Origin of the sequence: Brevibacillus laterosporus DSM 25, from assembly GCF_002706795.1 — a bacterium.
Taxonomy (GTDB): domain Bacteria; phylum Bacillota; class Bacilli; order Brevibacillales; family Brevibacillaceae; genus Brevibacillus_B; species Brevibacillus_B laterosporus.
Map to the genome: position 1 here is coordinate 630,589 of NZ_CP017705.1, position 26,887 is coordinate 657,475.

Annotated in this window: 26 protein-coding genes and 1 pseudogene; 12 read left to right on the forward strand and 15 right to left on the reverse strand. The window is 39.8% G+C overall.

All coding sequences use genetic code 11. From position 1 onward, the window contains the following. Positions 1 to 2 precede the first annotated feature (2 nt). Complete coding sequence (locus BrL25_RS03020; protein WP_018673334.1) at positions 3 to 1,349, reverse strand: acetyl-CoA carboxylase biotin carboxylase subunit; 1,347 nt, start codon at positions 1,347 to 1,349, stop codon at positions 3 to 5. 203 nt (positions 1,350 to 1,552) lie between these two features. Here BrL25_RS03020 and BrL25_RS03025 point away from each other — a divergent pair, with 203 nt between their 5' ends. Then, entirely contained in the window at positions 1,553 to 2,020 is a 468-nt protein-coding gene (locus BrL25_RS03025) for an N-acetyltransferase (protein ID WP_018673335.1), read from the forward strand. Between the two features lie 116 nt (positions 2,021 to 2,136). Here the strand turns inward: BrL25_RS03025 and BrL25_RS03030 are convergent, their stop codons facing one another. The 3 genes from BrL25_RS03030 to BrL25_RS03045 form a co-directional block, all read right to left on the reverse strand. Further along, positions 2,137 to 2,898 (reverse strand): RsfA family transcriptional regulator, encoded by a 762-nt coding sequence (locus tag BrL25_RS03030; protein ID WP_018673336.1) that lies wholly within the window; start codon positions 2,896 to 2,898, stop codon positions 2,137 to 2,139. A 141-nt stretch (positions 2,899 to 3,039) separates the two neighbouring features. Further along, complete coding sequence (locus tag BrL25_RS03035; protein WP_018673337.1) at positions 3,040 to 3,801, reverse strand: enoyl-CoA hydratase/isomerase family protein; 762 nt, start codon at positions 3,799 to 3,801, stop codon at positions 3,040 to 3,042. Between the two features lie 317 nt (positions 3,802 to 4,118). Further along, complete coding sequence (locus tag BrL25_RS03045) at positions 4,119 to 4,499, reverse strand: Spx/MgsR family RNA polymerase-binding regulatory protein (RefSeq protein WP_003336663.1); 381 nt, start codon at positions 4,497 to 4,499, stop codon at positions 4,119 to 4,121. Between the two features lie 231 nt (positions 4,500 to 4,730). Here BrL25_RS03045 and BrL25_RS03050 point away from each other — a divergent pair. Both BrL25_RS03050 and BrL25_RS03055 read left to right on the forward strand, forming a co-directional pair. Continuing rightward, positions 4,731 to 5,439: pseudogene (locus BrL25_RS03050) on the forward strand (helix-turn-helix transcriptional regulator). A gap of 94 nt (positions 5,440 to 5,533) precedes the next feature. After that, on the forward strand, positions 5,534 to 5,806 hold the full coding sequence (locus BrL25_RS03055) for a DUF2626 family protein (protein WP_018673338.1): 273 nt from the start codon (positions 5,534 to 5,536) through the stop codon (positions 5,804 to 5,806). A gap of 90 nt (positions 5,807 to 5,896) precedes the next feature. Here BrL25_RS03055 and BrL25_RS03060 read toward each other — a convergent pair whose 3' ends face one another. After that, positions 5,897 to 7,084 (reverse strand): class I SAM-dependent methyltransferase, encoded by a 1,188-nt coding sequence (locus BrL25_RS03060; RefSeq protein WP_018673339.1) that lies wholly within the window; start codon positions 7,082 to 7,084, stop codon positions 5,897 to 5,899. Between the two features lie 126 nt (positions 7,085 to 7,210). Between BrL25_RS03060 and BrL25_RS03065 the strand changes: the two genes are divergently transcribed. Both BrL25_RS03065 and BrL25_RS03070 read left to right on the forward strand, forming a co-directional pair. After that, positions 7,211 to 8,314 carry a hypothetical protein gene (locus BrL25_RS03065; RefSeq protein ID WP_018673340.1) on the forward strand — a complete coding sequence of 368 codons (1,104 nt, stop codon included), beginning with the start codon at positions 7,211 to 7,213 and terminating at the stop codon, positions 8,312 to 8,314. Positions 8,315 to 8,411: 97 nt separating this feature from the next. Further along, the gene (locus BrL25_RS03070) at positions 8,412 to 9,389 is read left to right on the forward strand and encodes a coiled-coil domain-containing protein (RefSeq protein ID WP_018673341.1); all 978 of its coding nucleotides are present in this window, start codon (positions 8,412 to 8,414) and stop codon (positions 9,387 to 9,389) included. A gap of 82 nt (positions 9,390 to 9,471) precedes the next feature. Here the strand turns inward: BrL25_RS03070 and BrL25_RS03075 are convergent, their stop codons facing one another. Then, positions 9,472 to 10,107 carry an MBL fold metallo-hydrolase gene (locus tag BrL25_RS03075; RefSeq protein WP_018673342.1) on the reverse strand — a complete coding sequence of 212 codons (636 nt, stop codon included), beginning with the start codon at positions 10,105 to 10,107 and terminating at the stop codon, positions 9,472 to 9,474. Positions 10,108 to 10,201: 94 nt separating this feature from the next. On the opposite strand from BrL25_RS03075, the gene BrL25_RS03080 reads away from it, so the two are divergent. After that, the gene (locus BrL25_RS03080) at positions 10,202 to 10,705 is read left to right on the forward strand and encodes a hypothetical protein (protein WP_018673343.1); all 504 of its coding nucleotides are present in this window, start codon (positions 10,202 to 10,204) and stop codon (positions 10,703 to 10,705) included. Positions 10,706 to 10,797: 92 nt separating this feature from the next. Here the strand turns inward: BrL25_RS03080 and BrL25_RS03085 are convergent, their stop codons facing one another. From BrL25_RS03085 to BrL25_RS03095, 3 genes are all read right to left on the reverse strand, one after another. After that, entirely contained in the window at positions 10,798 to 11,367 is a 570-nt protein-coding gene (locus BrL25_RS03085) for a hypothetical protein (RefSeq protein WP_018673344.1), read from the reverse strand. 118 nt (positions 11,368 to 11,485) lie between these two features. After that, positions 11,486 to 11,923 carry a hypothetical protein gene (locus BrL25_RS03090; RefSeq protein WP_018673345.1) on the reverse strand — a complete coding sequence of 146 codons (438 nt, stop codon included), beginning with the start codon at positions 11,921 to 11,923 and terminating at the stop codon, positions 11,486 to 11,488. 476 nt (positions 11,924 to 12,399) lie between these two features. Next, complete coding sequence (locus BrL25_RS03095) at positions 12,400 to 13,734, reverse strand: PhoH family protein (protein WP_018673346.1); 1,335 nt, start codon at positions 13,732 to 13,734, stop codon at positions 12,400 to 12,402. A gap of 262 nt (positions 13,735 to 13,996) precedes the next feature. On the opposite strand from BrL25_RS03095, the gene BrL25_RS03100 reads away from it, so the two are divergent. From BrL25_RS03100 to BrL25_RS03115, 4 genes are all read left to right on the forward strand, one after another. Further along, a complete protein-coding gene (locus BrL25_RS03100) occupies positions 13,997 to 14,668 on the forward strand; it encodes a YhcN/YlaJ family sporulation lipoprotein (protein ID WP_018673347.1) in 672 nt (223 codons plus the stop codon). A 207-nt stretch (positions 14,669 to 14,875) separates the two neighbouring features. Next, the gene (locus BrL25_RS03105; RefSeq protein ID WP_018673348.1) at positions 14,876 to 15,919 is read left to right on the forward strand and encodes an aldo/keto reductase; all 1,044 of its coding nucleotides are present in this window, start codon (positions 14,876 to 14,878) and stop codon (positions 15,917 to 15,919) included. Positions 15,920 to 16,217: 298 nt separating this feature from the next. Further along, positions 16,218 to 17,399, forward strand: a complete 1,182-nt coding sequence (locus BrL25_RS03110) for a tetratricopeptide repeat protein (RefSeq protein WP_018673349.1) — start codon at positions 16,218 to 16,220, stop codon at positions 17,397 to 17,399. A gap of 331 nt (positions 17,400 to 17,730) precedes the next feature. Further along, the gene (locus BrL25_RS03115; RefSeq protein WP_018673350.1) at positions 17,731 to 18,999 is read left to right on the forward strand and encodes a helix-turn-helix domain-containing protein; all 1,269 of its coding nucleotides are present in this window, start codon (positions 17,731 to 17,733) and stop codon (positions 18,997 to 18,999) included. Between the two features lie 211 nt (positions 19,000 to 19,210). Here the strand turns inward: BrL25_RS03115 and BrL25_RS03120 are convergent, their stop codons facing one another. After that, positions 19,211 to 19,663 carry a pyridoxamine 5'-phosphate oxidase family protein gene (locus tag BrL25_RS03120; protein ID WP_018673352.1) on the reverse strand — a complete coding sequence of 151 codons (453 nt, stop codon included), beginning with the start codon at positions 19,661 to 19,663 and terminating at the stop codon, positions 19,211 to 19,213. Between the two features lie 119 nt (positions 19,664 to 19,782). On the opposite strand from BrL25_RS03120, the gene BrL25_RS03125 reads away from it, so the two are divergent. Further along, positions 19,783 to 20,121 carry a DUF5665 domain-containing protein gene (locus BrL25_RS03125; RefSeq protein WP_018673353.1) on the forward strand — a complete coding sequence of 113 codons (339 nt, stop codon included), beginning with the start codon at positions 19,783 to 19,785 and terminating at the stop codon, positions 20,119 to 20,121. Positions 20,122 to 20,223: 102 nt separating this feature from the next. On the opposite strand, the gene BrL25_RS03130 is transcribed toward BrL25_RS03125, so the two are convergent. The 5 genes from BrL25_RS03130 to typA form a co-directional block, all read right to left on the reverse strand. Continuing rightward, complete coding sequence (locus BrL25_RS03130) at positions 20,224 to 21,678, reverse strand: hypothetical protein (protein WP_018673354.1); 1,455 nt, start codon at positions 21,676 to 21,678, stop codon at positions 20,224 to 20,226. A 220-nt stretch (positions 21,679 to 21,898) separates the two neighbouring features. Beyond that, positions 21,899 to 22,171, reverse strand: a complete 273-nt coding sequence (locus tag BrL25_RS03135) for a hypothetical protein (protein WP_018673355.1) — start codon at positions 22,169 to 22,171, stop codon at positions 21,899 to 21,901. Beyond that, the gene (locus BrL25_RS03140; protein WP_018673356.1) at positions 22,168 to 22,506 is read right to left on the reverse strand and encodes a YlaH-like family protein; all 339 of its coding nucleotides are present in this window, start codon (positions 22,504 to 22,506) and stop codon (positions 22,168 to 22,170) included. Before BrL25_RS03140 ends, BrL25_RS03135 begins: the two co-directional genes overlap by 4 nt. Before the next feature lie 20 nt (positions 22,507 to 22,526). Continuing rightward, a complete protein-coding gene (locus BrL25_RS03145; RefSeq protein ID WP_018673357.1) occupies positions 22,527 to 23,357 on the reverse strand; it encodes a deoxyribonuclease IV in 831 nt (276 codons plus the stop codon). Positions 23,358 to 23,516: 159 nt separating this feature from the next. Continuing rightward, on the reverse strand, positions 23,517 to 25,343 hold the full coding sequence (typA, locus tag BrL25_RS03150; protein WP_018673358.1) for a translational GTPase TypA: 1,827 nt from the start codon (positions 25,341 to 25,343) through the stop codon (positions 23,517 to 23,519). Between the two features lie 194 nt (positions 25,344 to 25,537). Between typA and BrL25_RS03155 the strand changes: the two genes are divergently transcribed. Continuing rightward, on the forward strand, positions 25,538 to 26,851 hold the full coding sequence (locus tag BrL25_RS03155) for a hypothetical protein (protein WP_018673359.1): 1,314 nt from the start codon (positions 25,538 to 25,540) through the stop codon (positions 26,849 to 26,851). Positions 26,852 to 26,887 lie beyond the last annotated feature (36 nt).

Sequence of the window (26,887 nt, forward strand, 5' to 3'; positions counted from 1 at the left end):
ATTTACACTCCTTTAGGTTCTCTCATTTGTTGGATAAAATGGGTGTCGTAGCAGCCCTTTCGAAAGGCTGGTTGTGCTAAAAGATCCTGTAAAAACGGAAGATTGGTCTTTAAACCTTCAATTTTATAGTTCTCCACCGCTTGCTGTGCTAGAAAAACCGCTTGTTCGCGTGTCTCACCTGATACGATCAGCTTAGCGATCATGGGATCATAAAACGGAGTCACAATCGTACCAGCCTCCACTGCATCATCAATACGAACGCTTTCCATCTGTGGTACGTCATAGACGGTAATCGTACCCGGTGATGGAAAAAAGGTAACAGGGTCTTCCGCATAAATTCTCAATTCTATTGCATGTCGTTTTGCTTTAACCTCTTCCTGTGTAAAAAATAACGCTTCACCCCGTGCAATGCGGAGTTGCCATTCAACTAAATCAATCCCGATCATTTCTTCTGTTACAGGATGCTCCACTTGCAAACGAGTGTTCATTTCAAGAAAGTAAAAATTGCGATCCCCATCCATGATAAATTCAACAGTTCCGGCACCAGTATATCCAACCGCCTCGGCTGCTGTTATGGCCATGGCACACACACTAGCCCGCGTCTTTTCATCTAAAAACGGTGACGGACTTTCTTCAACAACCTTCTGATGTCGACGTTGAATAGAACATTCACGTTCTAACAAGTGTAGCGTTGTTCCTTTTTGATCTGCTACTATTTGCACTTCAATGTGATGCGGCTGTTCAATGTAACGTTCCAAAAACATCGTATCATTTCCGAAATAAGCTTTTGCGCGTCCTTTAGCGGAAAGGAAAGCTTGACGCATCTCATCATCACCGTGGCATACCTGCATACCTATGCCTCCGCCCCCTGCACTTGCTTTAAGCATGAGCGGATATCCAATTGATGCCGCTAATCGTACAGCATCCTCTGCTGTTTCCAGATGGTCTTCAATACCTGGAACAACAGGTACTCCTGCACTACGCATGAGTTGTCTAGCTTTTACCTTATCTCCCATTTGCTCGATAACAGATGCAGATGGACCAATAAAGAGCAAGCCCTCTTGTTCACATCGCTTTGCAAACTCACTATTTTCAGAGAGTAGTCCATAGCCAGGGTGGATAGCATCCGCACCTGCTTCCCTAGCGGCTTTCAGAACCGCCTCCATATTTAAATAGCTTTGTGGTACCGGTGGTGGTCCAATTCGAATCGCTTCATCTGCTTCTTTGACAAATAAAGCTTCTTGGTCAGCATCGGAATATACAGCTACAGTTGCTATCCCCATCTGTTTGCAAGTACGTATGATTCGTCTTGCAATTTCTCCCCGATTGGCGATACAAACTTTTTTCACGACCTCACCCTCCTTTTTGCAAAAAATTAGTCTCTTCTTTATTTTGCCACTAATTCGTCAATTGTTCTAGATGTCAGCTAAAATTTTTTCATAAAACCAAATATTTCATCAAAGCACACTTATCAGTATTCATATTAAGCATTTTTGAGTAATCAAGTGTATAATAAAAAAGCAGATGTTATTTTTGAAAGGGGGCCATATAAATGTATGAAGTAGTACGCTTGCATATTAATTACAAAACATTGGAAGAGTTCCAAAAATTCCGTGAGTTTGGTCTTGAAGAGCTGTCCATGAAAGAAGATTTGCAAGCCAATATTATCGAAAACGACTCTGAATCTCCCTTCTACGGGATTTATCATGAAGATCGTCTAGTTGCCCGCATGAGTCTATACAAAATTGACGCAAAATACGATCGTTATTTTCAACCCCAACAAGATTATTTTGAACTATGGAAACTAGAAGTATTACCAGAATATCGAAACAATGATTACGGAACCGCACTAGTCAACCATGCCAAGAGCTTTGGTTTACCAATTAAAACCAGCTCGCGTTGTAGAGCAGATCAATTCTGGACAAAAATGGGATTCTTCCCTGTAAAATATAACCCGGTTCGCGATAGAGGAGAAAATCCCTACGTCTGGTTACCTACCACGGTAGGTTTGCAAGATTAACTTTTCTTATTTATGAAATACCTGTGAGTAAGCTGACGCATTCTAGTGTCAGCTCTTTTTGTATGTACAAAAAGAGCGATCCCCTTCAGGACCGCTCATCCACATACTTTTATCGATTATTCAATTCGCTCTAGGTTGCCATTTGAATCCATTTTAAAGACCGGCTTGGATGATTCCTCTTCTTTTAAAAATGCCAATCGTCTTGCACGATCCATAATTTGCAACAAAGCTTTATAGTCGTTGTTTACCCCAATATGGTCCTCTAAATTTTTTCTTAGCTGTAGATTATGCTCTTTTAAATCTTTTATTTCTCGCTCACGTTGTTCCAATTCCCGTTCTAACTGCTTAGATCGGCGAACAATATCTTTATACCCCTGTAACAGTCTGATAGCGGATTCCACCTGCTGTTCCTCGCCCATCACTCTGGACGTCTCTATAGCCTGTGTGAACGTAGGTATTGGCATGGCTACAGCTGGCTTGATTTCCTGAACCTGAGCAGTGCTTTCGTGTAGATGAAGCTGTTGAGAAATAATGGAATCCAACATCGGTTCACTCTTTTGCTTTTCACGTAACTCTGGTGCACTACCTTCTATGGGGTCAGCTGATATCTTGTTATCCAAACGGATTTCGGGCTGGATTCGTCCCAGCTTTTTCATTTGCTGACGCTGCGCTTTAGCTATAGAAATCGCAGCATCATACTGCTTGCGCACAGTACTATTCCAACGAAACCCGCAGGCGGCGGAGGTCCGTCCCAGCCGCTGTCCTACTTCTTCAAAAGCTGCCAACTGGGTACCACCCTCGCGTATATGGCGGAGCGTTACTTCTGCGAGTACCAGATCATCATCTTCTGTCCAAGCATCTTGTCTTGAAGCTACCATATATAAAGTCCCTCCCGTTAACTGATAAGAACGATGTAGTTCATTCTATGCTTTTCCCTACTCTTGTAGAATAACAATTACTAGAAAAAAGTATCCCCAAGCTGGCTGTTCTTTAAACGGGAGTAAATCTACTTAACCTAGCTACTTACCTTTACGAAAGAATGTTTGTATATACTGAAGGTGTTCTTTGCTTCCCCATAACGTCGCACATTGTTCAAGCTCCAATTGAATCGATTCTTGTAAGGATACACCTTTTTTCTTCCAAGTTAGCATGTTCATATAAGCTGAAATACTCTTCAATGGCTGCTTAGCAATCGCTGCTGCGAATTCTAATGTCTTCTCTCTAAGCTTGTCCGCCTGATACACACCTTCCACTAACCCTATCTGTAGGGCTTCCTGAGGTCCGAGCTTCTCTCCAGTTAACAGTAACCGCAATGCGATAGATTCTGGCATTTTCGCAAAAAGACGACTACCACCTCCAAAGCCCGTGGTAATATGCATATGAATTTGAACAAAGCGAAAGACAGCCTGATCACTCATGAAGCGAAAATGACAAGCGCAGGCAAATTCAGCTCCACCACCGATAGCTGGACCATTTACCATCGCAATGGTTGGTTTACAAAAGGAATCGATTCTTGTTAATAATTGCTCAGCTTTCTGTAATAAAGGCAGGGAGTCAGCTCCCTTAACAGCACCAAATTGATGTAAATCACCACCAGATACAAATGCGCTACCTTCTCCAGTAAACAAGATCACCTTTATGGAATCATCTTTTTCACAACTCGTAAGAGCATCCTGCAATTCATCCATCATCTCTAGGCTTAAAGCATTACGTACATGCGGACGATTGCAGATAATCTCGGCAATACCATTCTGCTTATGTACTAAGATGTTTTGGTACACGATAAACACTCCCTTCGCAACTGTTTCCATTGTAGTATGGACAAGGTCGTCGCGAAAACCCGTTTCCCTTTATATTTAGGTAGAATCAATGATTTTTTAACATTTTCACTTGTTGTTAGTACTAGCAAGTACTAACATGATCGTCATGGCTTTTCTATTTTTGATATACAACAAATTTTATATACAACAAAAAAACGTCCACGCGTACAGGCTTGCTTGCAAATGTGCTGGAAAGCAGTTCAAGGCCTGTTACAATGTGGACATTCTTTTGATAAATGATAAAATAGCGGTAAATCCAATTAGTTACTCAATTCCTTTTATAGAAAAAATTCTTTCATAGCTGATTGGTTGTAGCCAACAATTAGATGCTCACCGTCCGTTAAGATAGGACGCTTCAATAATGCAGGGTCTTCACTCAACATTTCTAAAAGTTCAGATACGGTCATGTCATTAATATCCATGTCCAAATCTTTAAATTTCTGACTGCGAGTCGATAACAATTCATCCAAACCGCTTGACGTCATCTTAGCTATTTCCAAAAGTTCGCGCACGCTTGGTGGGTTTTTGAACAGGTGACGTTCTTCGTAATTCACTCCGTTTTCAGCCAACCACGCTTTCGCTTTACGACAGGATGTGCAGCTCGGATATGTAAAAAATGTCAGCGTACCGAGATTTGCATCTTTCATAGCTGTTGCCATATTGCATTCCTCCATATAATAAATATCTAATGGGTAATATACATGTATTGATAAAGTCACTTTACTTTATATAGTAGATTCTAGTCCTTCATTAAACACTATGTCAATAGTATTTAATATAAAATCTTAATAAAAATTATTTACAAATCAAAGATATATAACAGAAGCTTAACAATTCACTAGAAATGGGCTACACTATAAGACGAATGTTTTTGAAAGGGGGGATTTTTAATGGAAAAGGCGCAAAAATTAACCAGCGCCCTCGCAGACCCCACACGTTTTTCTATCTATCAATATGTAACCGATTCAAGCAAACCTGTAACAGTTCATGAAGTGGCGGAACAGTTCTCCATTCACCCTAACGTAGCTCGTCTGCATTTGACTAAATTGGAAGACGTTCAATTACTCCAATCTCAACTGGACAAAAGTGGAAAGGGCGGAAGACCTAGTCGACTTTACTCGATTTCGGAAGAGGTTGTCAGCCTGCAATTTCCTCCAAGAGACTATCAGCTTTTGGCAGACATTGCTATTGAATCGCTCCTTTCCTTGGGGGTAGCAGGACAGGAAGCTTTAGTTACGATGGGAAAACGCTTTGGGTCTAGAAGCGGCTAAGCGCGCTCAGGACAAAAACAAACTGACTCCTTCACGTACACTGGAAGACAAAATGGATTGTATCTATCGAATTGCTTTAGCACAGGGTTTGCGTCCTCAGTTTGAAGTAACAGATGATCAACGAGTACGTTTCCGCGTATTTAACTGTACTTTTTCAGAAATTGCCAAAAAACATCCAGCAAACATCTGCAAAATGCATCACGCCATGCTAGAAGGTATTTTCCAAGCCTACTTTGGGGATATTGAACTGATACCTGAAACATCGATGATTGGTGGATGCGAGTCATGTAATTATGTAATCGCTAATCTAAAAGAGCACCTGACATAATTCTGTCAAACCTCAACCGTTTACACTGCTTGACATGTCCTATATAATGAAAACGACAATCTTTTCAAAAAGTTCTGCCAAAGGGGGGATACATATGGATCGTATGTTTCGCGTACTTAGCTTCTGGACACTAATGATCGCTATTATGGCCTTCTGGGGTCAATTATTCCCGATGTCATTGTTGTTCTTCGGATTGACTGCTATTTTCCTGGCCCTTGGTTATATGCGTCTCACGGAAAGAACCTATTTGAATCTTTTCTTCTGTTTTATGTTTGTTTCATTTGTGGGATTTACGTATTACACGTTCTACGGAATGCCACCAGCATCTGCAGGAGGAGAACATTCTTTCCTGCACTTATTAATGTAATAGTAGTTATGAAACGGCAAAGAGCGAATCCCTTAACGGAATTCGCTTTTTTGTTTGTCCCACTACCTTTCCCGCGTTCATTTTCTTTATCTATTTGTCCAGTTTCTCCTGAATCAGGACTCGAAATAACCCCCCCAAGCCGCTAGGTAAAATTAACTGTTGGATGGCTCTATTTCGCTTCATTGCTACACTTGTAAAAGGATCAGTATCTTGATGAGCCTGAGCCTTTTCTAAGATACCATTTGCAAGTAAAAATTGATCTTGACGTGTAAACGATTTTGTAACAAGTCCTACACGATCTCCGCACTCCATCAATCTGCTAAAATTAACATGTGCGGTTATATCCTGTTCTCCTATCCGCTCTAAATACTCTTCATTCATCTGATGCTGATAGTAGCAAGCAAGCGTTCCATTTTTGCGACTAGGATGATACAAATCTTCTGCTGAATCCCCGTAGTCAATACTAACCACTCGCCCACGCTCTAGCATGCTACTCAAGGCGTCCATCACCTCGCTTACCCCTGCCTGTACTTCTATCCGCATCCCATCTGGTAATCCTTTTGGAAGTCCTTTTATGATAGCAGTTATTTCTGACGATACCTCGGGCATATATCCTTCAAGAAAAATAACAGATTGAGCTTCGTCTGAATCTGCTACCTCCACGGTATTCGATGCGGGTGAGATATAACTTTTTTTCTTTTTCGTTTCCATTTCCTGCTCGAAGCCAATGCCTATCTCATACCATTCGCCACGTGCTTTTTCTACTAAATGGACCGGGAATGCATCAAAATATTCATTTGAGAAAATGACACCCTGAAATCGTTCATTTTTGGCCGCCTCCTCTACAGTTTTGTACCACATTTTTGGAAGCGAAAAAGATTGTAGACTCTCTTTTTGTATGTGAGCATGATACGGACTTATTTCTACCATAATTACTCTTAGTCTCGCATATAATTGAGCATCTACCTCTCTGATTCTGGTCAAAATCTGTTGCATTAAGCTCCCTGTTCCTCCCCCCACTTCCATCAACACGGGGTTACTAAATTCGTTCTGTTTTAAAAATAGGAGAATAGAATCAGATAATGTCTCACCAAAGATGTCACCAACCTGAGAACTAGTATAAAAGTCCCCTTTTTTACCTACCTTGTTTCTCTGTTTCATGTAATAGCCAAATTCTTGATGATATAAACAAATAGCCATGAATTCAACAAATCGAATCATTTTATTCTTCTGATTTTTCATTTCTTTGCATAGATATTTTCTTAGTTCTGATGTCATGGATTTGCAACCCCTTCAACTACAAATAAATTCGTTAAAAATGAGACAACGTTTTTTTTTACACACAAACGAGTCAAGAACGTCTATAATGGTAGAGGTATTATGCAAAAATTTAGGAGGTTTATGATGAAAACGTTTAAGACTAAGCTACCAATCTTTCTTGCTATCTTTGCTATGTTTGCCCTTCTTCTCGTTGGCTGTGGGGCTAAACAACAATCAGGAAAAGATGTAGCACAAGAAGCTTTTAAGAAACAAATTTCCTTGAACTCTTACAGTTTTAGTGGTTCCTTAAAGTTCAAAGTGGATGCAACAGATGAGCAATTGCAAAACGATCCGCAATCAAAAATGGTTCTAGAGGTATTAAAAAATTCCGAGCTTTCCTATCGTGGAAACCAATCTGTAGAGCCTTTCCAAACAGAACTTATTCTTGATGCTAAAGTAAATATGCAAGGTGTTAACACCACTTTCTCAATTCCAATGATTATGAATCAAGATAAAATGTGGGTTAAAGTTCCTGCCGTTAACTTCATTCCTGGTATGGAAAAATTAGAAGGTAAATACATTGAACTTGACTATAAAGAAATGAAAGAAATGGCTGAAGCTCAAGGCCAACCAGCAGCTGTACCAGATTTTTCACCAGAAACAATGAAAAAACAAAAAGAAGCATCTGTTAAAATCGTTGATTCACTCTTTAAACATTATGGTCCTGACTACTTTGTAGAGGCTAAAAAAGAAGATATTTCTAATCTACCTGCTGAAGTAAAAGCTGATCGTATTATCAACATGAAATTGACTAATGATAATTTGATTCCTTTCTTGAAAACAACAGTAGATAATGTGATCCCAGAAGTGGTTAAAGTTCTGTCTGAAACACCTGCTTATAAAGATATCTTAGCACAGGATTCCAATCAACTTGAGGAAATGAAAAAAGGCTTGAAAGATGTTTCTGCTGAAATTGACAAAAACAAAGATTTGATCAAATCAAACTTTAACATCCAAAAAGCAAATACTTATGTAGTAATTGATAAAGACAGCAATATCCCATACCAATTAGTAGATTGGGATGTAAAGGTTTCTGATAAAGAAAACCCTGATAAAGGTTCCATTGGTATCTCGTTTGCCTTTGAACAAAAAACATCTAATTATAATGTAGCTCCTAAATGGGAACTTACACTTCCTAAGACTGACGAAGTTATTACACTATCTCAACTGCAACAAGGCTCCTTTTAATTACTGACAGAAGCCTATGTCTAAAAGAATCCTATTTTTCCTTTGCTTCTTGTTGGCTCTTCCTCCGTCTTTAGCTACAGCGGAGGAAGCTCTCCCTTTGGAACAAACAATTTTACAACAGCATCTAACCCAGTTGGAGTTAGAACGTAATCTACAGCTTTTAAAGCTCGATGAGAGTAAACTCAATAGGGATTTGGCAGAGCTTGAACTAGAGGCAAAGAAGCAAGAACTTACGATCTCATCTAAACGCAAACATGCTGGAAAAGTAGCTCGAGCCTATTACATGGGGAAACGTAATGACTTGTTAACCCTGCTGTTTAGTGCAGACGATTTTAATCAGGTGCTGACAAGTGCACGGCTATTGGAAACCATTTTTACCAGTGACATGAAAAAATTGGAGAGTTTTCAAATAGAGCTAGCTCGCGCCAATGACTTGTCTTTACAAAAACAAAGTCAGCTGAAAAAGATTAGAGAATTACGGCAGATGTATGAAAAACGTCTCGCTGATATGATTGCCATTAAACTGCTGAAGGAAGAGAATCTGCAAAAATTGCCTGATTCTTCTTCTGTGGAAGCGTTAATGGAAGATCTAATTGAGGATTGGCGTTCGCGCGGCTTACCCGTGTTCCAAGACTTTTTTGGCGTGTTGGCTAGAGTGATGCAAGATCTCCCTCAGCTAATTACTCCAGATCACATTCAGTCCGAAGGCTTATTTACTCACAAGCTAACGATTACAGAAGAGGAATTTAATAAGTTCTTGCTTTCAAAAGATCCGATCTTCCAACACGCATACTTCGCGTTTGACCATAACCAACTGGAAGTAGTAGGTAACTACAATCAGGTGAATTTGAAAATTATAGGTTCTTACGAAGTGGTCTCCCCCACAGAATTAAGGTTTCATATTAATAAACTAATGTTTGATGGTTATGAACTCCCAGAAAGCACAGCAGAGGAAATGTCAAAAGAATATGACCTCAGTTTTTATCCTGCGTTAATCAACCCAAACATTCAAGTACAGGAAGCCACTTTGGATGAACACAAGCTACAAATCAAAGTGAAATTCAATATTTTGTAGTGGGAATTCCTTTCCATACAAGTAAAAAAAGCTAGCACAGGATAAATACCTGTGCTAGCTTTTTACATATCTAAAAGAACAGTTATCCGAATGAACCAGAAACATACGGATTAAACGTTTTTTCCCGATCAATCGTAGTCAGTGGTCCATGCCCAGGATAGACAATTGTCTCGTCAGGTAGTTCAAATAGCTTCTCATGAATACTTTGAATCAATGTATGATGATCTCCACCTCTTAAATCCGAGCGTCCAATCGAGTTAGCAAACAAAACATCTCCACTAAAACAATGCTGACCGATTACGTATGTCGCACTTCCCGGAGAATGACCTGGTGTGTGTAACACTTGAATTGACAAGCCAGCTAGTTGGAGCTCTTGCCCTTCTTCTACCATGTATTCAGCAGGTTCACAGATAATGGGTGCGAATCCAAAGCGTTGTGAGCCATTTAATTCAGGGTCTGTCAGCCAGCTTTGCTCGATCGAATGGATATAGACTGGCGCTTTAGTCTGTTCACGAAGCTCTGTCAGTCCACCAATATGATCTAAATGAGCGTGAGTTAGTAGAATAGCCACTACCTTCTCTGACTTCATTGCTTGCAATAAAGGGCCAGGATTCATACCTGGGTCAACCACAATCGTCTCCCCAGTCTCCACATTTTTAATCATATAAGCATTTGTCTCAAACGGTCCCAATTCAACAGAGCGTACTTCTATGTTCATAAAAAACTCCTTCCCTTGCCTTAGCCGTTGTCTTTACATACAATGGCAATAATTGCTACAGTATTATAGTATCAGAGAGATAGGAGGCAAAACAATGGTACCTCTTTTATATGGTGTTGAATTAGAAATGCCCAAAGGAAAACTCCCCGGATTTTATGCGCAAATCGTACATAAGATTGGTGAACAAGTAAAAGTAATCGATCGGGATAAAAAATTAATGATCGTTTCCACGGAAGACGACCAACAGCAATTATTGCAGATTGCAGCCAGATATCAAGCCGAAACCGAATGCTTCTCCTTGTGGTTGCTTCCAGAGGGCGTGGCAAACCCGAAGCTGAATGATTATGGCTTCATCAGTCTAAATGACCGTCAATACGTATACGCTAATCTCGTAAGCTTCTTTCGCTTTTCTAACAATCCTCTTACTCATGATCATCAGGAAGCATATGAGCAGATGGAGCAGTATATCCTGATTTCGTTTACTGCAAAGGATCAAACCATCTATATTGCAGACACGACTCACAAGGAGTTACTTGACCAATTGGCTAGCCGTTACAAAGTTGTGCTGGACTGGCATCCTGGCATTCCTTTCAAATAAATTCCATTTGTCTCTAACATACACATAAAACAAAAAGCATCTCCTACTGCCTCATCCAGTAAGAGATGCTCTTTTACTTGTGAGATTAGCCGCTACTTAGCCAACACATCAAAACGATAACCAATGACCTTGTTGTTATTTAAGCTAAATGTTACTTGATACTTACTTCCTTTATACGTAAGCTCTTTATCCCCAGCTGCATCCCCATAAAGCTGCTTAACCTTATCTATACTTTCATACATAGACAATCCTCTGTTGGTTTTAAATTTATCACCTTGCTCCTGCGGAATACCACCTACCATGATGCTGGTTACTACTCCTTTTTGGACCGTTACCAGAACCTGCGCCTGGTCTGCAAATAAAATGCCAGTAGTAATATTTCCTTCCCCTTTTGCTAACTGTTCAACCGTTAGCGATTCACGACTAATCATATCCATAAATTCATATTTTTCCGGTTTTAAGGCAGCCATGGCTTCTTTAATGCCTTCTCCAACATGGGCTCCACGGATTCCAAACTCCTTGGCATTTTCAGGATCAAATGTGGGAGCGAGAGTCGTGTTTTCTGTAGGAGCTGGGGATGTGGTCCCCGTAGGCTGACAACCTGTTAACGCTACAACAGACGCAAGTACAGCACTTCCCACAATCACTTTCCAATTTATCATATCTATGTTCCCCTACCTTGGTATTCATTCATATGTTGTAAAGTACAATCACAGCAATATCGATATCTTACCCTAGGGGTAATAAAGTTCGCAAGTTTTTACCCAATTTCATTCCAGCTTATTTCCCATCGATTTTCTGCTTTGGTTTAGGCGGTAAATGGCTACTAACCGTCTGTTGGTATCCTTGTAAGATTTTTAAGATGGAATGAAATAAAGGCGATCCGAACACAGCCACAATTCCCCATGTCCAAATCCGCGCCCCCCATGCATCTGCTACGTAAGCTGTATTTGTTCCCATCAGAATTTGTGCGGGATCTAATCCTAATTCGGCGAAGATACAGCCTGCTGCTAAAACAGAGAATACGAGATTAAATAACTTCTTAAGATGTTGTTTTTTCCCAGCCTTACAATGTGCTTCATAGCTATCATTATCTGGTACATAATCATACGTTAAAAAAGGAATAGCGCTTTTAGCTATCTCTGTTACCCCAGCAGCCGCACTGGAAACAGCCGTTATATAAATCAAAAAGGAAATGGTTGAATCTAATGTCACCATGGTAACGTCCCTCCTTGGTACATATGTATGTCCCAAGAGAGACGGGCATGTAAACAATATTTTTATATGTAAATCTATTTTAATTATTACTATTTTACACCAATAATAAGAAGCAAAATAAACAGGATCCTTATGAAAAACAACACGAATGACAAAAACCGCCTCTTTAAAGAGACGGCTTCTGGTCGGGTTATTTTAAATGGGTAGGCAATCCATCACTCTTCTTTAGTACATCTACCTTTTGAAAAAGCGATTTCTAAAGAAAAATTGATTAGCCATTTCATTTGGGGTAGTAACGATTCTCGCGTGCGACCATTCGCCTCCTGATTAAAATAGGCACTCCACTAGCATTGTCTAGTGAAATGACGCCTGATTCTTCTGGAGTGGTCCCAAACGTTCGTTACCAACAACCTCGACAGCTATATCTTACGTAGGACAAGATGTTTTTATACATTTTTTCGCAATGGCAAAACACCTTATAGAATATCTGCGGCCAATTGAGCTAACACACTACGCTCCCCTTTTTCTAACTTGATATGACCCGCTAGCTTTTGCTCTTTAAACATTTCAACCACATAGGTAAGTCCATTATTGCTTTCATCCAAATATGGGTGATCTATTTGCTCTGGATCGCCCATTAATACAATTTTAGAGCCCTCGCCTACCCGAGTTAAGATGGTTTTGACCTCATGTTTTGTTAAATTCTGCGCTTCATCAATGATAATATACTGACCCGGAATAGATCTCCCCCTAATGTAGGTCAGAGCCTCCACCTGAATACTCCCCATTCCATCTAGAATTTTTTCTAAGTCACCAGATTTCTTTGTGTTAAATAAATACTCTAAATTATCGTAGATTGGCTGCATCCAAGGGCGGAGCTTTTCTTCTTTTTCACCAGGAAGATAACCAATATCTTTTCCCATCGGTACGATCGGTCTTGCAACCAGCAGTTTTTTATACTTTCGTAAATCCTCAATTTGTAATAATCCTGCGGCAAGCGCAATCAGGGTTTTGCCCGTCCCTGCTTTCCCTGTCATGGTGACTAACGGAATATCATCTCGCAATAGTAGTTCAATGGCCATTTTTTGTTGAGCGTTGCGAGCTTTCACACCCCAAATATGATCATCATCGGAGACGAGAGGTTCATAATATCTCGCTTCTTCATCAATTTTACCAATTGCAGAAATTGATGGATTACATTCATCCTTTAATATCAGGAATTGATGTGGGTAAAATTCTTCATGAGGAAAGACTGTCTCTAGAAATAGACGGCGGGTGTTGTAAAACAGCTTTATTACCTCTGAGGGAACTGTTCGTTTTTCATAGCCAAGATAAATGCTTGAATACTCCCGAACCACTCGATCCGATAAAAAGTCCTCTGCGGTTAACCCTAATGCATCTGCTTTGACTCTCATTAAAGCATCCTTGCTAACCAAAATTACTGGACGTCCTTGTCCAGTGGTATTTTCTTCTTCTTGTAGATTAAGTGCTACTGCTAGGATTCGATTATCATTGGTCATCTCATGAAATTGTTTCTGCATATTTCCCATCGCAGAATGATTCAATTCCACCCGCAGAGTAGCTCCTGTTTCCAACTGTATGCCCTGATGCAAATGGCCATTGAGTCGCAATCGGTCCAAGAGCCGGGATACATGCCTAGAATTACGGCCAATTTCATCCATGTATCGCTTTTTTGAATCCACTTCTTCTAATACGACTGCCGGAATGACGATATCGTTGTTGTGAAAGGAGTAGATCGCCATTGGATCTTGCAGGAGTACGTTGGTATCAATTACATAGATTTTTTTCAAATCATGATTCGCCTCCCCTTACCCATCTTCCATATTTTATGCATATTTTTTATTCTTGTTTGTTGGTTTTCTTCTCTTTCTTTGCTTTTTTTAGGGGAACCTGACCTACAGGAAGAGTGTGTAAAAGTTTACTGATAGTCCATATCTATGTAACAAGCATAAAAGATAGACGAACTCCTTGTCCGTTCGTATAAAAAGCAATGGAGAGCAAACACTAGGGGCATAATATCGGAGTGAGTTCCGTGGAAAGGATTGATCAAATATGAGACGACTTATCTCTACTCTAGCTTGTTGCTTATTACTTACAGCTTGCCAAACCAATAACCCAAAAACTGGGACACAGGGAGCAGGAACTCCTAAAACTGTTCAGAATGTAGCAGGTTCCCAACAAGGCAGTCATCCAAATGCACCAAAAACACAACGAGTTGAACAAACACAGCCTGCCCCTACCTATGATCAATCTCCGCAAGCTACAGCTGATCGTCTGGTTAAACTGGCTAATCGAGTAAAAAACGTTAAAAAGTCCACAGCCGTTGTCTTAGGCAAGTATGCCATTGTAGCCATTGACGTAGATGAAAAGTTAGATCGGCCCGAGGTCGGTGTTGTTAAATACTCTGTAGCTGAGGCACTCAAGGAAGATCCACAAGGTGCTACAGCCTTAGTGACTGCAGATGCAGATTTACGTCAGCGTTTAGTAGAGGTACAAGCTGATATGCAGAATGGCAGACCGGTAGCTGGTATTATGGAAGAACTGGCGGATATCACGGGACGTCTTATCCCTCAATTCCCAAGTGATGTACGTCAGAAGGTACAACAACCTTCTCAGAATCGTCAGCAGCCAGGTACCAGATCACAGAAACCCGGGGCCAAGCAAATGAAGCGACCCGAAAAAGAACCTCAGCAAAAGCCAGCTCAACCCTATATGAATCAGTAAGCATACCCTGCCTACAACCTATCCCTGCCTCACACCAGTTGGCTTTGGATAGGTTGTTTTGTTGCTTCCTGCTTTTTGTCAGATTGACAGTACTTGACACCATTCAGTCACATGTATGTATATAAGAACTTTCAAAGCGTAAAACAATCATGGTAAGATAAGGCATAGTTGATTATTATTCTTATTATTAAGAAGGAGAGATTATCTATGAAATACAGAACTCTTCCCGGCACAGATCTTTCTGTCTCTGAAGTAGGTTTCGGCGTATGGTCTGTAGCAACTAAATGGTGGGGCGTTTCTGATGTAGAAATGGGAAAACGCTTGCTTCGCTCTTCTTATGATGAATATGGGGTAACTTTTTTTGATACAGGCGATGTGTATGGAAGCGGATTAGGAGAAACCATCCTAAAAGATGCACTTGGTGATATTCGCGACAAGGTTGTCATTGCTACGAAATTTGGCTACGACATTTATAATATTCCTGGCGAACGAAAAGGGCATTCTGAATTGCCACAAAACTGGTCCAAAGAAAATATCCGTTATGCTTGTGAGCAAAGCTTAAAACGACTAGGTACTGATTATATTGACTTCTATCAATTACACAATCCACGTATGGAATCCGTACTAAGTGACGAGATTCATGAAACATTGGAGCGTTTAAAAGAAGAAGGAAAAATTCGTCATTACGGAGCAGCTATGGGTCCTGACATCGGTTGGGAAGATGAATCCATTGCAGCTTTGAAGCGTCCAGGCTATGCTGCTATTCAAATTATCAACAACATTGTAGAACAGGATCCTGCGCGTAATCTATTCCCAATTGCTGAACAAGAAAAACGTGCTTTGATCGTTCGTGTCCCTCACGCTTCTGGTTTATTGGATGGTAGCTATGATCCTGATAAACACTTTGATAAGAGCGATCACCGTAGTCATCGCCCTACAGATTGGATGCAAGCTGGTGTTGAGGTTGTACAAGAAATGAAGCAACAAGGATTATTTGATGGCAAAGATAGAACGATTGGTCAATTAGCAATCCAGTTCTCTTTATTCAGACCAAGTGTAGTAAGCGTTCTTCCTAACATTACGAGCGATGCAACGTTAAAAGAATTTGCACTAGCGTCTGAAGTAGCTCCACTTACAAAAGAACAATTTGAAATGATTGATGCACTCTGGGTAAATGGGTACAACGAACGTCTGAAACAGCATATGTCTAATACTCAAACGAAACCAACACCCGTTTTACATGAAGCATAATTGGCTGATTGGGTAGTTGACTCGAAAACAGTATGCTTCACACAGACTGAAAAAAAGTTCCTCACTAGTTGTGAGGAACTTTTTAGTAGGTCGAGAGGATCATTAAAATGGCGGTAAAATTAACAATAATAAGCAATTAGCCCCAAGCGTCGGATCCGAACTTCTTCATAAAAACGCACCCCCATTGACCTTTTGCAATTTTGCTTACAAATATATCTTATAATAGTAAGAAAAATATGTCAATTTAGTAATTTCTATGTATAATAAAAAATAAAAACGGGAAAAGGTGGATATATTTGTGACACATGTTGGTAAGCGTTTACGTTACTTCCGTAAAAATCTACGTATGACTCAAGAAGAATTGTCTGTTGGTATTTGCAACCGTAGTTATGTTAGTCAAATCGAAAAGGGAAATGTTATACCATCACCCGAAATTCTTGATCAATTGGCTAAGCGTTTACAAACCGATTTAAAAGAATTATGGACCGAATCGGAATCACCGATTGGATTTTCTGAAGTAGAAATTCAAAACGCATTGCGGCACATTGTTAATCGCTTAGAAGCAAATGATATTGAGATTTCGCGTAAGTGGTTATTTAAATTAAAAGGTCAGCAGTTACGCACGGAAGATCAATGCATTTATTTATGGGCGAAAGCTGAACTAGCCTTACATGATCAGCGCTTTGAGGAAGTAGAGGAACTATTGCTCCAAAGCATCTCTCTTGCTCGTGATGTAGATGATCCTGTTTCCTTAGTGCGCAGTCTTCAATCCCTAGGAGATTACTATGGAATGACTCGTCAGGCGAAAAAAGCAATACCGTTCTTAACCGAAGCACTACAATTGGTGAATCGTTTTGAGATTGGCGGTTTATTACGAATTTCCCTTCTATATACGTCTGCTAAAATGCATGGAAGCTTAGAAGAATACTATTCGGCCATAGAGCTACTAAACCAGGCAGTTCAATTGAATGATTCATATGGGACCATGTACAAGAGTACTTCTATCTACATGGGCTTGGCTATTTGTCATCTGCATCTGCACCAACATGAGCAGGCTGAGAAATATAACCTTCTCGCCCTTGATGTGCTAAAGCTCGTACCCGATGAAAAGCTCATTGCTAATACGTATAATAACTTGGGTATTTTGTATCGCGTAACGAAATGCTACGATAAATCCGAGGAATACTTGTTAAAAGCAATTGATATTTTGCAAAAATTAGATCAAAAGCATTGGTTTAATAACGCTACAAACGAGCTAGCTCATCTTTATCGGGATATGGGTTACTATCAGCGAGCAAAGGAGCTCTGCGAAAGCATCATTCACAATTGCAACAACCCCCATTTGCTAGCTGAGATCAACCTGAATTATGCTAATATTTTGACCGATTGTGAGCATTATGAGCAAGCACTCTATCATTTAGAACAAGCTATGCAATATTTTACGGCAGAACGATCTACTCAGTATGTCGTACGTTCCTAATGAAGTACTTCTTAGAATCAGTACACATTCTCAACAACCCGAAAAAATTGCTCGTTTATCTTTACTACACAAATAAATTGTTGAGAACTATAATCAATTTATTATATCAATATATTTTTAACAAACACGAAAAAGAGGCTTTATATCGCCTCTTTTTCGTGTTTGTTTATATTTGATAATGATTAAAGACCTATTAATTAGGCTAAAACTTTAATTTTGATACTGTATATTTCTTTCACAACCCAAATTTAATTGTTACATTTTGTATAATAAGTTGTATAATAATATTATTCACGAAACAATCAAAATTAATAACAAGGGTGTTTGCTATATGACGCAAGTAGGAAAAAGACTGCGCGAATTCCGCAAAAGGCTAAAGATGACACAAGAAGATTTGGCAGAAGGCATTTGTAATCGTAGCTATGTCAGCCAAATTGAAAAAGGTCAGGTTATCCCATCGCCTGAAATTTTGGAACAATTGGCAAAACGACTACATACTGAAATTAAAGAACTATGGACTGAAACTGAAAACCCTTCTTTCACGCTTGTCGAAATTCAAAATTCCTTACGCCACATTATTAATCGTATTGATGAACAAGAATGGGAAATTGCTCGTAAGTGGCTGTTAAAGCTACAAGGTGCTGTTATTCCACAATCTGAAGAGGGTGTTTATCTCTGGGCAAAAGGAAAAATAGCTGAAGTGGATGGTCGCTTGGAACAAGCAGAAGATCACTATAGCAATAGTATTGTTCTCACCCAAGATTCGGATAACCCAACTGTCTTGATTCGCGCCCTAGATTCCCTCGGTCACTTCTATTGTGAGCACGATCAACCAGAAAAAGCCGTTCATCTTTTGAACGAAGCTCTTCAATTATTAAATCGGTATGAAATTAGTGGCTTATTGCGTATCTCTGTTTTGTTGCATGTAGGTAGCATGCATAGTAAATTAGGTGAATTTTATTCAGCTATTGAACATTTACAACAAGCAAAAGAATTAAACAAAAATTACGGAATCTTATATAAGAGCGGCGATCTTTATCTATCGCTAGGAAATTGTTATCATCAAATTCAACAATATCAAGAAGCAGAATCCTTCTATAGACAAGCTTTATCTATTTTTGAGATCGCCAACAATCCCGTTCGTTTGGCAGAAGTGCAATTAAATCTAGGGCTTATGTACAAAGAGACAATGGTTTACGAAAAAGCAGAAGCCTGTCTGAAACAAGCTCAGAAATTCTTATCTAATCAAACTGAAGACGAGCTTCTTAATTTTACACGTATAGCTTTAGCTGATGTCTATCGGTTGCAAAAGCGTTTAGATGAAGCGAAAACCCTTTGCCAATCTGTTATTTCTTCTGATAACGAAAAAATGTTGGCTGAGGCACAATTTATCTTAGCCGAAGTGATGTTAATGCAAGGAGAAGATGATGAAGCTCTCATCCATCTAGAAAATGCTAGAGGTTATTTTACAATCAAAAATATGCAAGCGTTTTTAATTAAAACATACCAATTATTGGGTCACATTCATTTAAAAAATCAGCGTTTTGAGCAAGCAGCTAAAATGTACGAGCGTTCTATTACTTTTACAGCTGAAGCTTAATTCTTTTTACTAAAAGTCTTACTTGATATCCACAGGGCTAACTATCCGATCTTTATGCATAGTTAGCCTTTTTCATTTGCTTTTATCATTTTTTCATATATGTAAAAAAAGAAAGATGGAATAAACCACCTTTCTTTTTTTGTAACCAATATTGTCGTTTTTTCAAAAGCTTGCATGAGCCCGATTCTTTTCGCTTATGCTAAGTAATAGCTTATGTTCGAAGTGCTGTCATTACCTGTAGATCTAACTTGGTTGCTGCTTTTAGATCATAAGTCTTTTCATACTGAGGTTCTACACTGATACGAGAGCCATAAAACATAATATCCCTTACGCTTTCAATTTTTACTTCTAGCATGTTTAATTTAAGCGGTACGCCTTCCATTTTGTCTACTATAACCGTAGCAATTCCGTTAATCGCATAAGTAGAACCACAGCCGATTAAGTTAAGCACTACTTTTGGTTCCTGACTTACATTTGTAAGAATCCGCGAACGACTATCCAGAGCAATTCGAATCGTATGATTATCCATTGCCACTACCCAGGAAATTGCACTTAAAACAGGGGCCTTTGTCTCGTGGTCAATACTTCCTAACGTTACATAGCGTTCATGTTGTAGATATTCAAACAATTCTTCAGATAATGATTGTGCTACTGTTTCTGCCATATCATCATCCTCCTCTTTTCATTACATATTGTTTATTGTACATGGGCTTAGGCGCTCTAGCAATGATGCCATATGAAAAAGATACCATTCTTACATCAAACATAAGGAGGAGAAATTTTTTGAGCACTCCACCCGCTTCACCCGATCGCCTCGTACAAGAATTAGAAAAAGCCGTAGAAGAATTGCAACAGGTTCGCCAATTAAATGCCACTCTACACAAAATAGGTCTGTATTTGGAAGATATTCGATTCGCTGATATCGTGCTGAATTATACTACCCCTCGCCGATTAATTTGGACCAATTTTGTTGCAGGCTTAGCTAGAGGATTAGGCTTAACCATTGGTACTGCCATTGTTCTAGCGTTACTAGGCTCTCTTTTATCAAAATTTTTGTCCATTCCTATCATTGGCGATTACATAAGAGAAATTATTACGTATGTACAATCCTATCGTCCGTAAGTGTTTAGCTACCAGCAAAAGCCAGGACACAGTACTGTCCTGGCTTTTGCCATCCGTTTGGTCTGTTTTGTTAATCTCGCCAATGGCTCTCACAATTCTCTATCAAGCCTTGCGTTTTTCTTGCTCTTTCTCTTTATGTTTTTGTTCTTTCTCTTTCTTCTTTTGTTCTTTCTCTTGCTCTTTCTCTTTCTTTTTTTGTTCTTTTTGCTTTTCTTTATCATATTGCGGGTTATCGGTTGACTTTAACTTGGCATAGTTTTTAACCTCTAAATCTTTCTCATACAATACCGTATCCCCATTATAAAAAGCAACATGTACAGCTGTAACATTATGATTTGAACCCTTGAACGGAAATTTTAACACATACTCATCCTGATGCCCTTGCTCAATGATAGCTTCTATCTTTTGTTCATACTTCTTGCCATCTGGGAATGTTACCACTACCTTCATTGGATCTAAGGCCTGTTTCGGTAATTTCTCCAGCTTTTCCCTTAGATTATCCCATTTACCTTTTAAACGAAGCATTTTGTCTTTCCCATCGAAGTAGGCATCCCCCTGCCACTGTTTAAACATTTCCCATGCTCCATCTACATCCTTCCAGATATTTACTACCTGAATGGTTTGACGATCAATCAGCTTACCCTTCGAAAAGACTTCCACACTAGCAGAGGAGGGAATTGTAGCACCGGTTACAGGCATCTGCCATGAGAAGGAACCTACATAGCTCCAGAATTGTTTGACTGGTATTTCTTTGGTTATTCCGTTATACGTAATTTTGACTTGGTCAGCGGAGCTCTTTACTTTCCCTTGGAATAAAACCTCATTCTGATGTGAGTTATATTTTGCCAAGGAGTAAATAAATGCATTCTCCGTAAGTACAGGAGCGTCTTTAATCCGCAATTTCGCACTTTCAACTAATTTATTTTGCTGGTATGCTTGTAGCGTTAGCATCTCTCCTGCGGATGTTTGCGGCATACTTACACGAAAAGTTTGCTTTGAAGTGAATTGTAGCACTTCAACTTTATTTCCTTTTTCAGTAGTAATAACCACCCTTGTTACACCTGGTTGAACCTTACCAGCAACTGTTGTCACATCACCTGTTGTTTCTTCCGAATAGGAGTCAAATCCCTTCTCTAACGCTCGTACAGACAGGTAAATATGATCAAAATCTTCTTTGAAAATACTTTGCCACTCATCTCCATATTCTTCAATAACATCCTTGAGCTTTTTCTCGAAGTTCATATTTGGGTCTTTTACAACAACATAAACCCGATCTTTATAATCTTGTAGGAGCATTTGTAAAAACAGCTTATTTTCCTTTTCTAAATTCTCTATGTTATATAAATAATTCTCTCGTACTTGGCCTGCCGGCATCATATTTTTTGCATAGCTAGATATACCATCCGTCGAAGCCGTTGCTGTTTTCACAGAGGTAGGTGTAAGAGCAGTGTTAGGTGCCTTGATCTCATAGTCAGCGTTGGCCATCAATGGGACGACAGCAAAAAGTACACCAGCAGAAGCTACGCCTACCGATAAAATTGTTATTTTTTTATTCATGGAACTTGCCCCTTTTCAAATTATCTGTTCCCTAGACGGTTCTTGATAGGAAAAAGTTGCGAAAAGTTAGCTAAAAATTATAGTGAGTGGATTAATCATACATAGGAATCATCCAACAAGTAAAAAGCTCTGCCGCTGTTTAGCTGGCAGAGCTTTTATCTATCATCATTACTTTGACTTGTCCTTCTAGCTTTCTAGGAAATCATCGGGATACCTTACCTTAATCAGCATATTTAGGTTCATTCTGGATTGCAGTCAACAAAACGTCAACAGCTTCACGATCAAAAGTCATTTCATGTTGCTCATTATCAATTGTATACGTAACAAGATATCTACCTTCTTCAATTTGAACTTGAAGTTGATCGATCTTATGATCCTCACGTAAAATCTGCTGAAAAAAAGCCTCTGTATCGCTTGCAGAACGATCGTTTTTTCGCAAATCCATGACAACTCGAATTTGCAACCAATTAAACAAGGCATCCGCTAGTCTCATGATTTTGCCTCTGTGTCACGAGTACGATTAGGTCTCGTACGCAATTTAACAATGGTCAGAATGATAATAGCTACAAATAATCCACCACGCACCGGTAGTTGTGTATCTAGGATGGCAAAAATAACAGAACCGAGCAAGAGCAGGATAATTAATAAAGCTGTTTTTAGTATTGGCATGCGTATCCTTTCTGCAAATCCCAGATAATAAACAAGTAATAGATACACAAAAATGATCCAATAACGTTGTAAATCAGCCCACATAAAAAAATGATCGTACCATGTTAATGCTTGGGGATTTGCAGGGTCATAGATGGACGCTAGCTCTAACAACTCCATTCTCTACCTCTCCTTTATTCTTATCCTTGTAGGTTGCGTACGTAAACCATTTCCTCAGCGTATTCCTGTTCATCATCAACTGGCGTTTCAAGAACAACAGGTAAATGCTGCAATTTCTCAGAGCGTAAGAATTTTGCTAATGCATCACTACCAATTTCACCTTTACCAATCTTTTCGTGTCGGTCTTTTCGACTTCCATAAGGAACTTTACTGTCATTAAAATGGATGCAAATTAGATTATCTAAATATCCGGTCTGCTCCATGTCCTCCAATAATTTATCAAAGGTTTCTTCATCCCATTGTCCCGCAGCAAATGCATGGCACGTATCAAAGCAATATCCAATCTTCTCTGGATATTTACTTGCTTTGCGAATCTCCACTAACGCACGAATGGTTAGGCCTAGCTCGGTACCTTGTCCAGCCGTATTTTCAAGCAATAGCTTCACTGGACCATTGTACTGCTCTAGAATCAAGTCAAGCGTTTCCACCATACGCTTGGTGCCATATTCTTCGCCTTCCCCTACATGCTTCCCACAATGTACAACAGCACCAACAGCGCCATACGCTTCCGCAATGTGTAAATCCTCAACGATGGACCGAATTGTTACTTCCTGCAAATCCTCTTTAGGTGTTGAGAGATTCGTAATATAAGGTGTATGGCAAACTAGCGTAATATCATGCTTGGTCATAATTTCTACGCCTTTATCTGCATCTTTGTGATCAATCTTTTTAGGTTTGAGCCCCCGTGGGTTCTTTGTAAACACTTGAAAGGATTGTGCCCCCAAATGAACAGCTTGCATAGCAGCTTTTTCTAATCCTTTTGCTACACTAATATGACATCCAATTTTCAATCTATTTCACCTCGTGGTTTTCTTGTCTATCTGCTTTATGTCTAACATGTCTACTGTAGCAATCTTTGCTTGCCTAGTCAAAAGAAAAGCCGCCTTGGAGTGCTTCCAAAACGGCTGTTCTTTCCTCATTCATTTGTGAGATAACAAAAATATACTTTACTACTCAAAACGTCTCGTTTTGTTATAACGCTCACGATCTGACTTGTTCAAGTATTTCTTACGCAGTCGAACGGAATGAGGTGTTACTTCACACAATTCATCATCGTTCAAGTACTCAAGTGCTTCTTCCAACGTTAGGATACGAGGAGTTTTCATTTTAACTGTCTCATCCTTGTTAGCAGAGCGAACGTTGGTAGCATGCTTTTCTTTGATTACATTAACAGTCAGGTCGTTATCACGGCTATGCTCTCCAACAATCATACCCTCATACACATCAGTACCAGGATGGATAAACATAGTTCCACGATCTTCTACTGACATCAAACCATATGTGCTAGAGGTACCTGTATCATTTGAGATCAATACACCTGCGCGGCGTCCACCTACGATACCAGGTACAACCGGGCGATAGCTATCAAAGGAGTGATTCAGGATACCGTATCCACGTGTAATGGTCATGAATTCTGTACGATAACCAATCAATCCGCGAGAAGGAATTAGGAATTCTAAACGAACTTGTCCAAACCCATTGTTAATCATGTTCACCATTTCAGCTTTACGTGCTCCCAATGTTTCCATAACAGGACCCGTGTGCTCTTCTGGAACGTCGATGATAAGACGCTCAGCTGGCTCCATTTTCACACCATCAATTTCACGAATGATTACTTCTGGTTTAGAAACACCTAGCTCGTAGCCTTCACGACGCATGTTTTCAACCAAAATAGACAAGTGCAACTCACCACGTCCAGAAACAACGAATGCGTCTGCTGAATCAGATTCATCAACACGTAACGATACGTCTGTTTCTAGCTCGGCCATTAAGCGATCCCGTAGTTTACGAGAAGTAACGTGCTTTCCTTCTTTACCAGCAAATGGACTGTTGTTAACCAAGAAAGTCATTTGTAGTGTAGGTTCATCAATTTTCAAGAGTGGCAATGGATCTGGTTTATCAACGTTGCAAACCGTTTCCCCTACGTTAATATCTTCTAGACCGGCTACAGCAATAATATCACCGGCACGGGCTGTTTTTTGTTCAACGCGGTTCAAGCCTTGGAAACCAAATAGCTTTTGCACACGCATTCTCTTAATGCTACCATCACGTTTTACAACGGATACTTGGTCATTTAGATTGATAACACCACGATAAACGCGACCAATACCAATTCGACCTAGGAAGTCGTTATAATCAAGCATCGTTACTTGGAATTGTAACGGCTCCTCTTCATTTGCTTCTGGAGCTGGAATGCCTTCAATAATTGTATCAAATAATGGTTTTAAGTCTTCTGATAAGTTATCCGGCTCCTTACCAGCAATTCCTTGAATTCCAGAAGCATATACGATTGGGAAGTCCAATTGCTCTTCTGTTGCATCTAAATCAATAAATAGGTCATAAACCTCATTGATTACTTCTTGTGGACGAGCATTATCACGGTCGATCTTGTTCACAACAACGATCGGCGTTACATTTGCTTCTAATGCTTTGCGTAAAACGAAACGAGTTTGCGGCATGCAACCTTCAAAAGCATCAACAATCAACAAAACACCATCTACCATGCTCATGATACGTTCTACTTCACCACCGAAATCGGCGTGACCAGGCGTATCCAGAATGTTAATGGTGTAATCCATATATTTTACAGATGTGGTTTTCGCTAAGATTGTAATTCCACGCTCACGTTCCAGATCGTTGGAATCCATCATACGCTCAGCCACATGTTGGTTGCTACGGAATGTACCGGACTGAATTAGAAGTTTGTCAACCAGTGTCGTTTTCCCGTGGTCAACGTGGGCAATAATTGCGATATTACGAATATCAAGGCGTTTCATAAGTTCCTCCTCGTCTTTGCATACACTCCATAATAACAGGTAATAGGTTCATTCACAATCTATAAAATGTGGAGAAATACCCGATTCCTGTCGAGAACTTTCGCTATTTCCTCCGCCATGCTTTGCCAATTCTTGACTGCACTCACATGTTAGACTGGAATAAATGACACCAATGCACGGAAGGAGGCAATGATATGCCCCACGACACTGATCCATTTGTCATAACGCCTACCTTATCATCCATTTGTTCAAGTTTATTACGGCTTGCCGATCAATTTGGTCTACTGCTGATCATTCACATCACGGAATGCCAGTCCCAGACCTTCTCTTGGAGCAACGGACTTGCTGATTCTGGGCAATCTTGCATACATAGCGTTTTACACATCACCCTCTGGTCAACAAAAAAAGAGATGGGACAAGCCATCACCTTACACCTAACCGAATCTGCTGCGATTACTGCCTTTCATCAAGCGCGTAAAAACCTTACCTTACATGACAATAGGTGGAGAGTCTTTCAACAGTTTTGCCAACACGAAAAACAGCTTCCACCACCATCCACTCTGGAGCAATTGGGTGAATTTCGTGATTGGCATTTCCTTATCAGTAAAATGGGCTTGGAGCACAAACGGTTTTTTCAAGAAAAAATACCATATAAATTGCGTTCTCAAATCAAAATACAACAAGAGAAACAATGGCTCTGCCGTAGTGACGGTAGCTTTTATCAATCCCAATTTTGGAGGGTAACACTAGAAGCTACATCTCAGTTTAACCCTCACACTAGGTTGATCCAATATCAAGATGGCGCTACCTTTTTTGAACATTGGCGTCCCGCTATGAACGAGCTCATAACAAATTTGTATAAACAAATGGACAATCGACTCTCCACGTCCCGTGAAAATCATGGACATCATCAGCAAATTGTAACTCCATCCTCAATGGAAGTCTCTAGTCCATTCTGGGTTGATACTGAGATCTTTGCAGGACTTTTGCGACTTTATTTGCAACAGCCTTCTTTTAGACGACAATGGTTACCAGCAACATCACGATTACGACTTACTCATTTGGAAGGTCATAGTTGTTATCAACCCTTTCACTACATTGGCACCTTGTATCCCTCTGTCACATTACTAGGAGAATCTGTTATTGATATGAACGAACCAGAGGACTTAACAGGAGCTCATCTCCTTTATTCCTTACCAACGTTGCTATCCGGGGATGATTTCCCTTCCCCACTTCTTCACATTGATGAAAAAGTTCCTTCCCTTATATTGAGCGGTTATCACCATCTATATCACAGCAAACCAATGGACAGTTATTTTTTATTAGTACAAGACTGCTATAAGCTTCCCAGTTTCCAACAGATACCAACTGGATGGATTCATGGTCGAATTAGTAAGATTTTTTCTTCCATCATTTGTGGATGGGGTGTGAATCGTACAGTTACCGAGCCACATTCCACACAATTTTGTGTTACAGCTCCCTCTTATCTGTTACTTGAGCTAGGATAAAAATGCACATTTTTTACCTACTCCATCTTACATTTT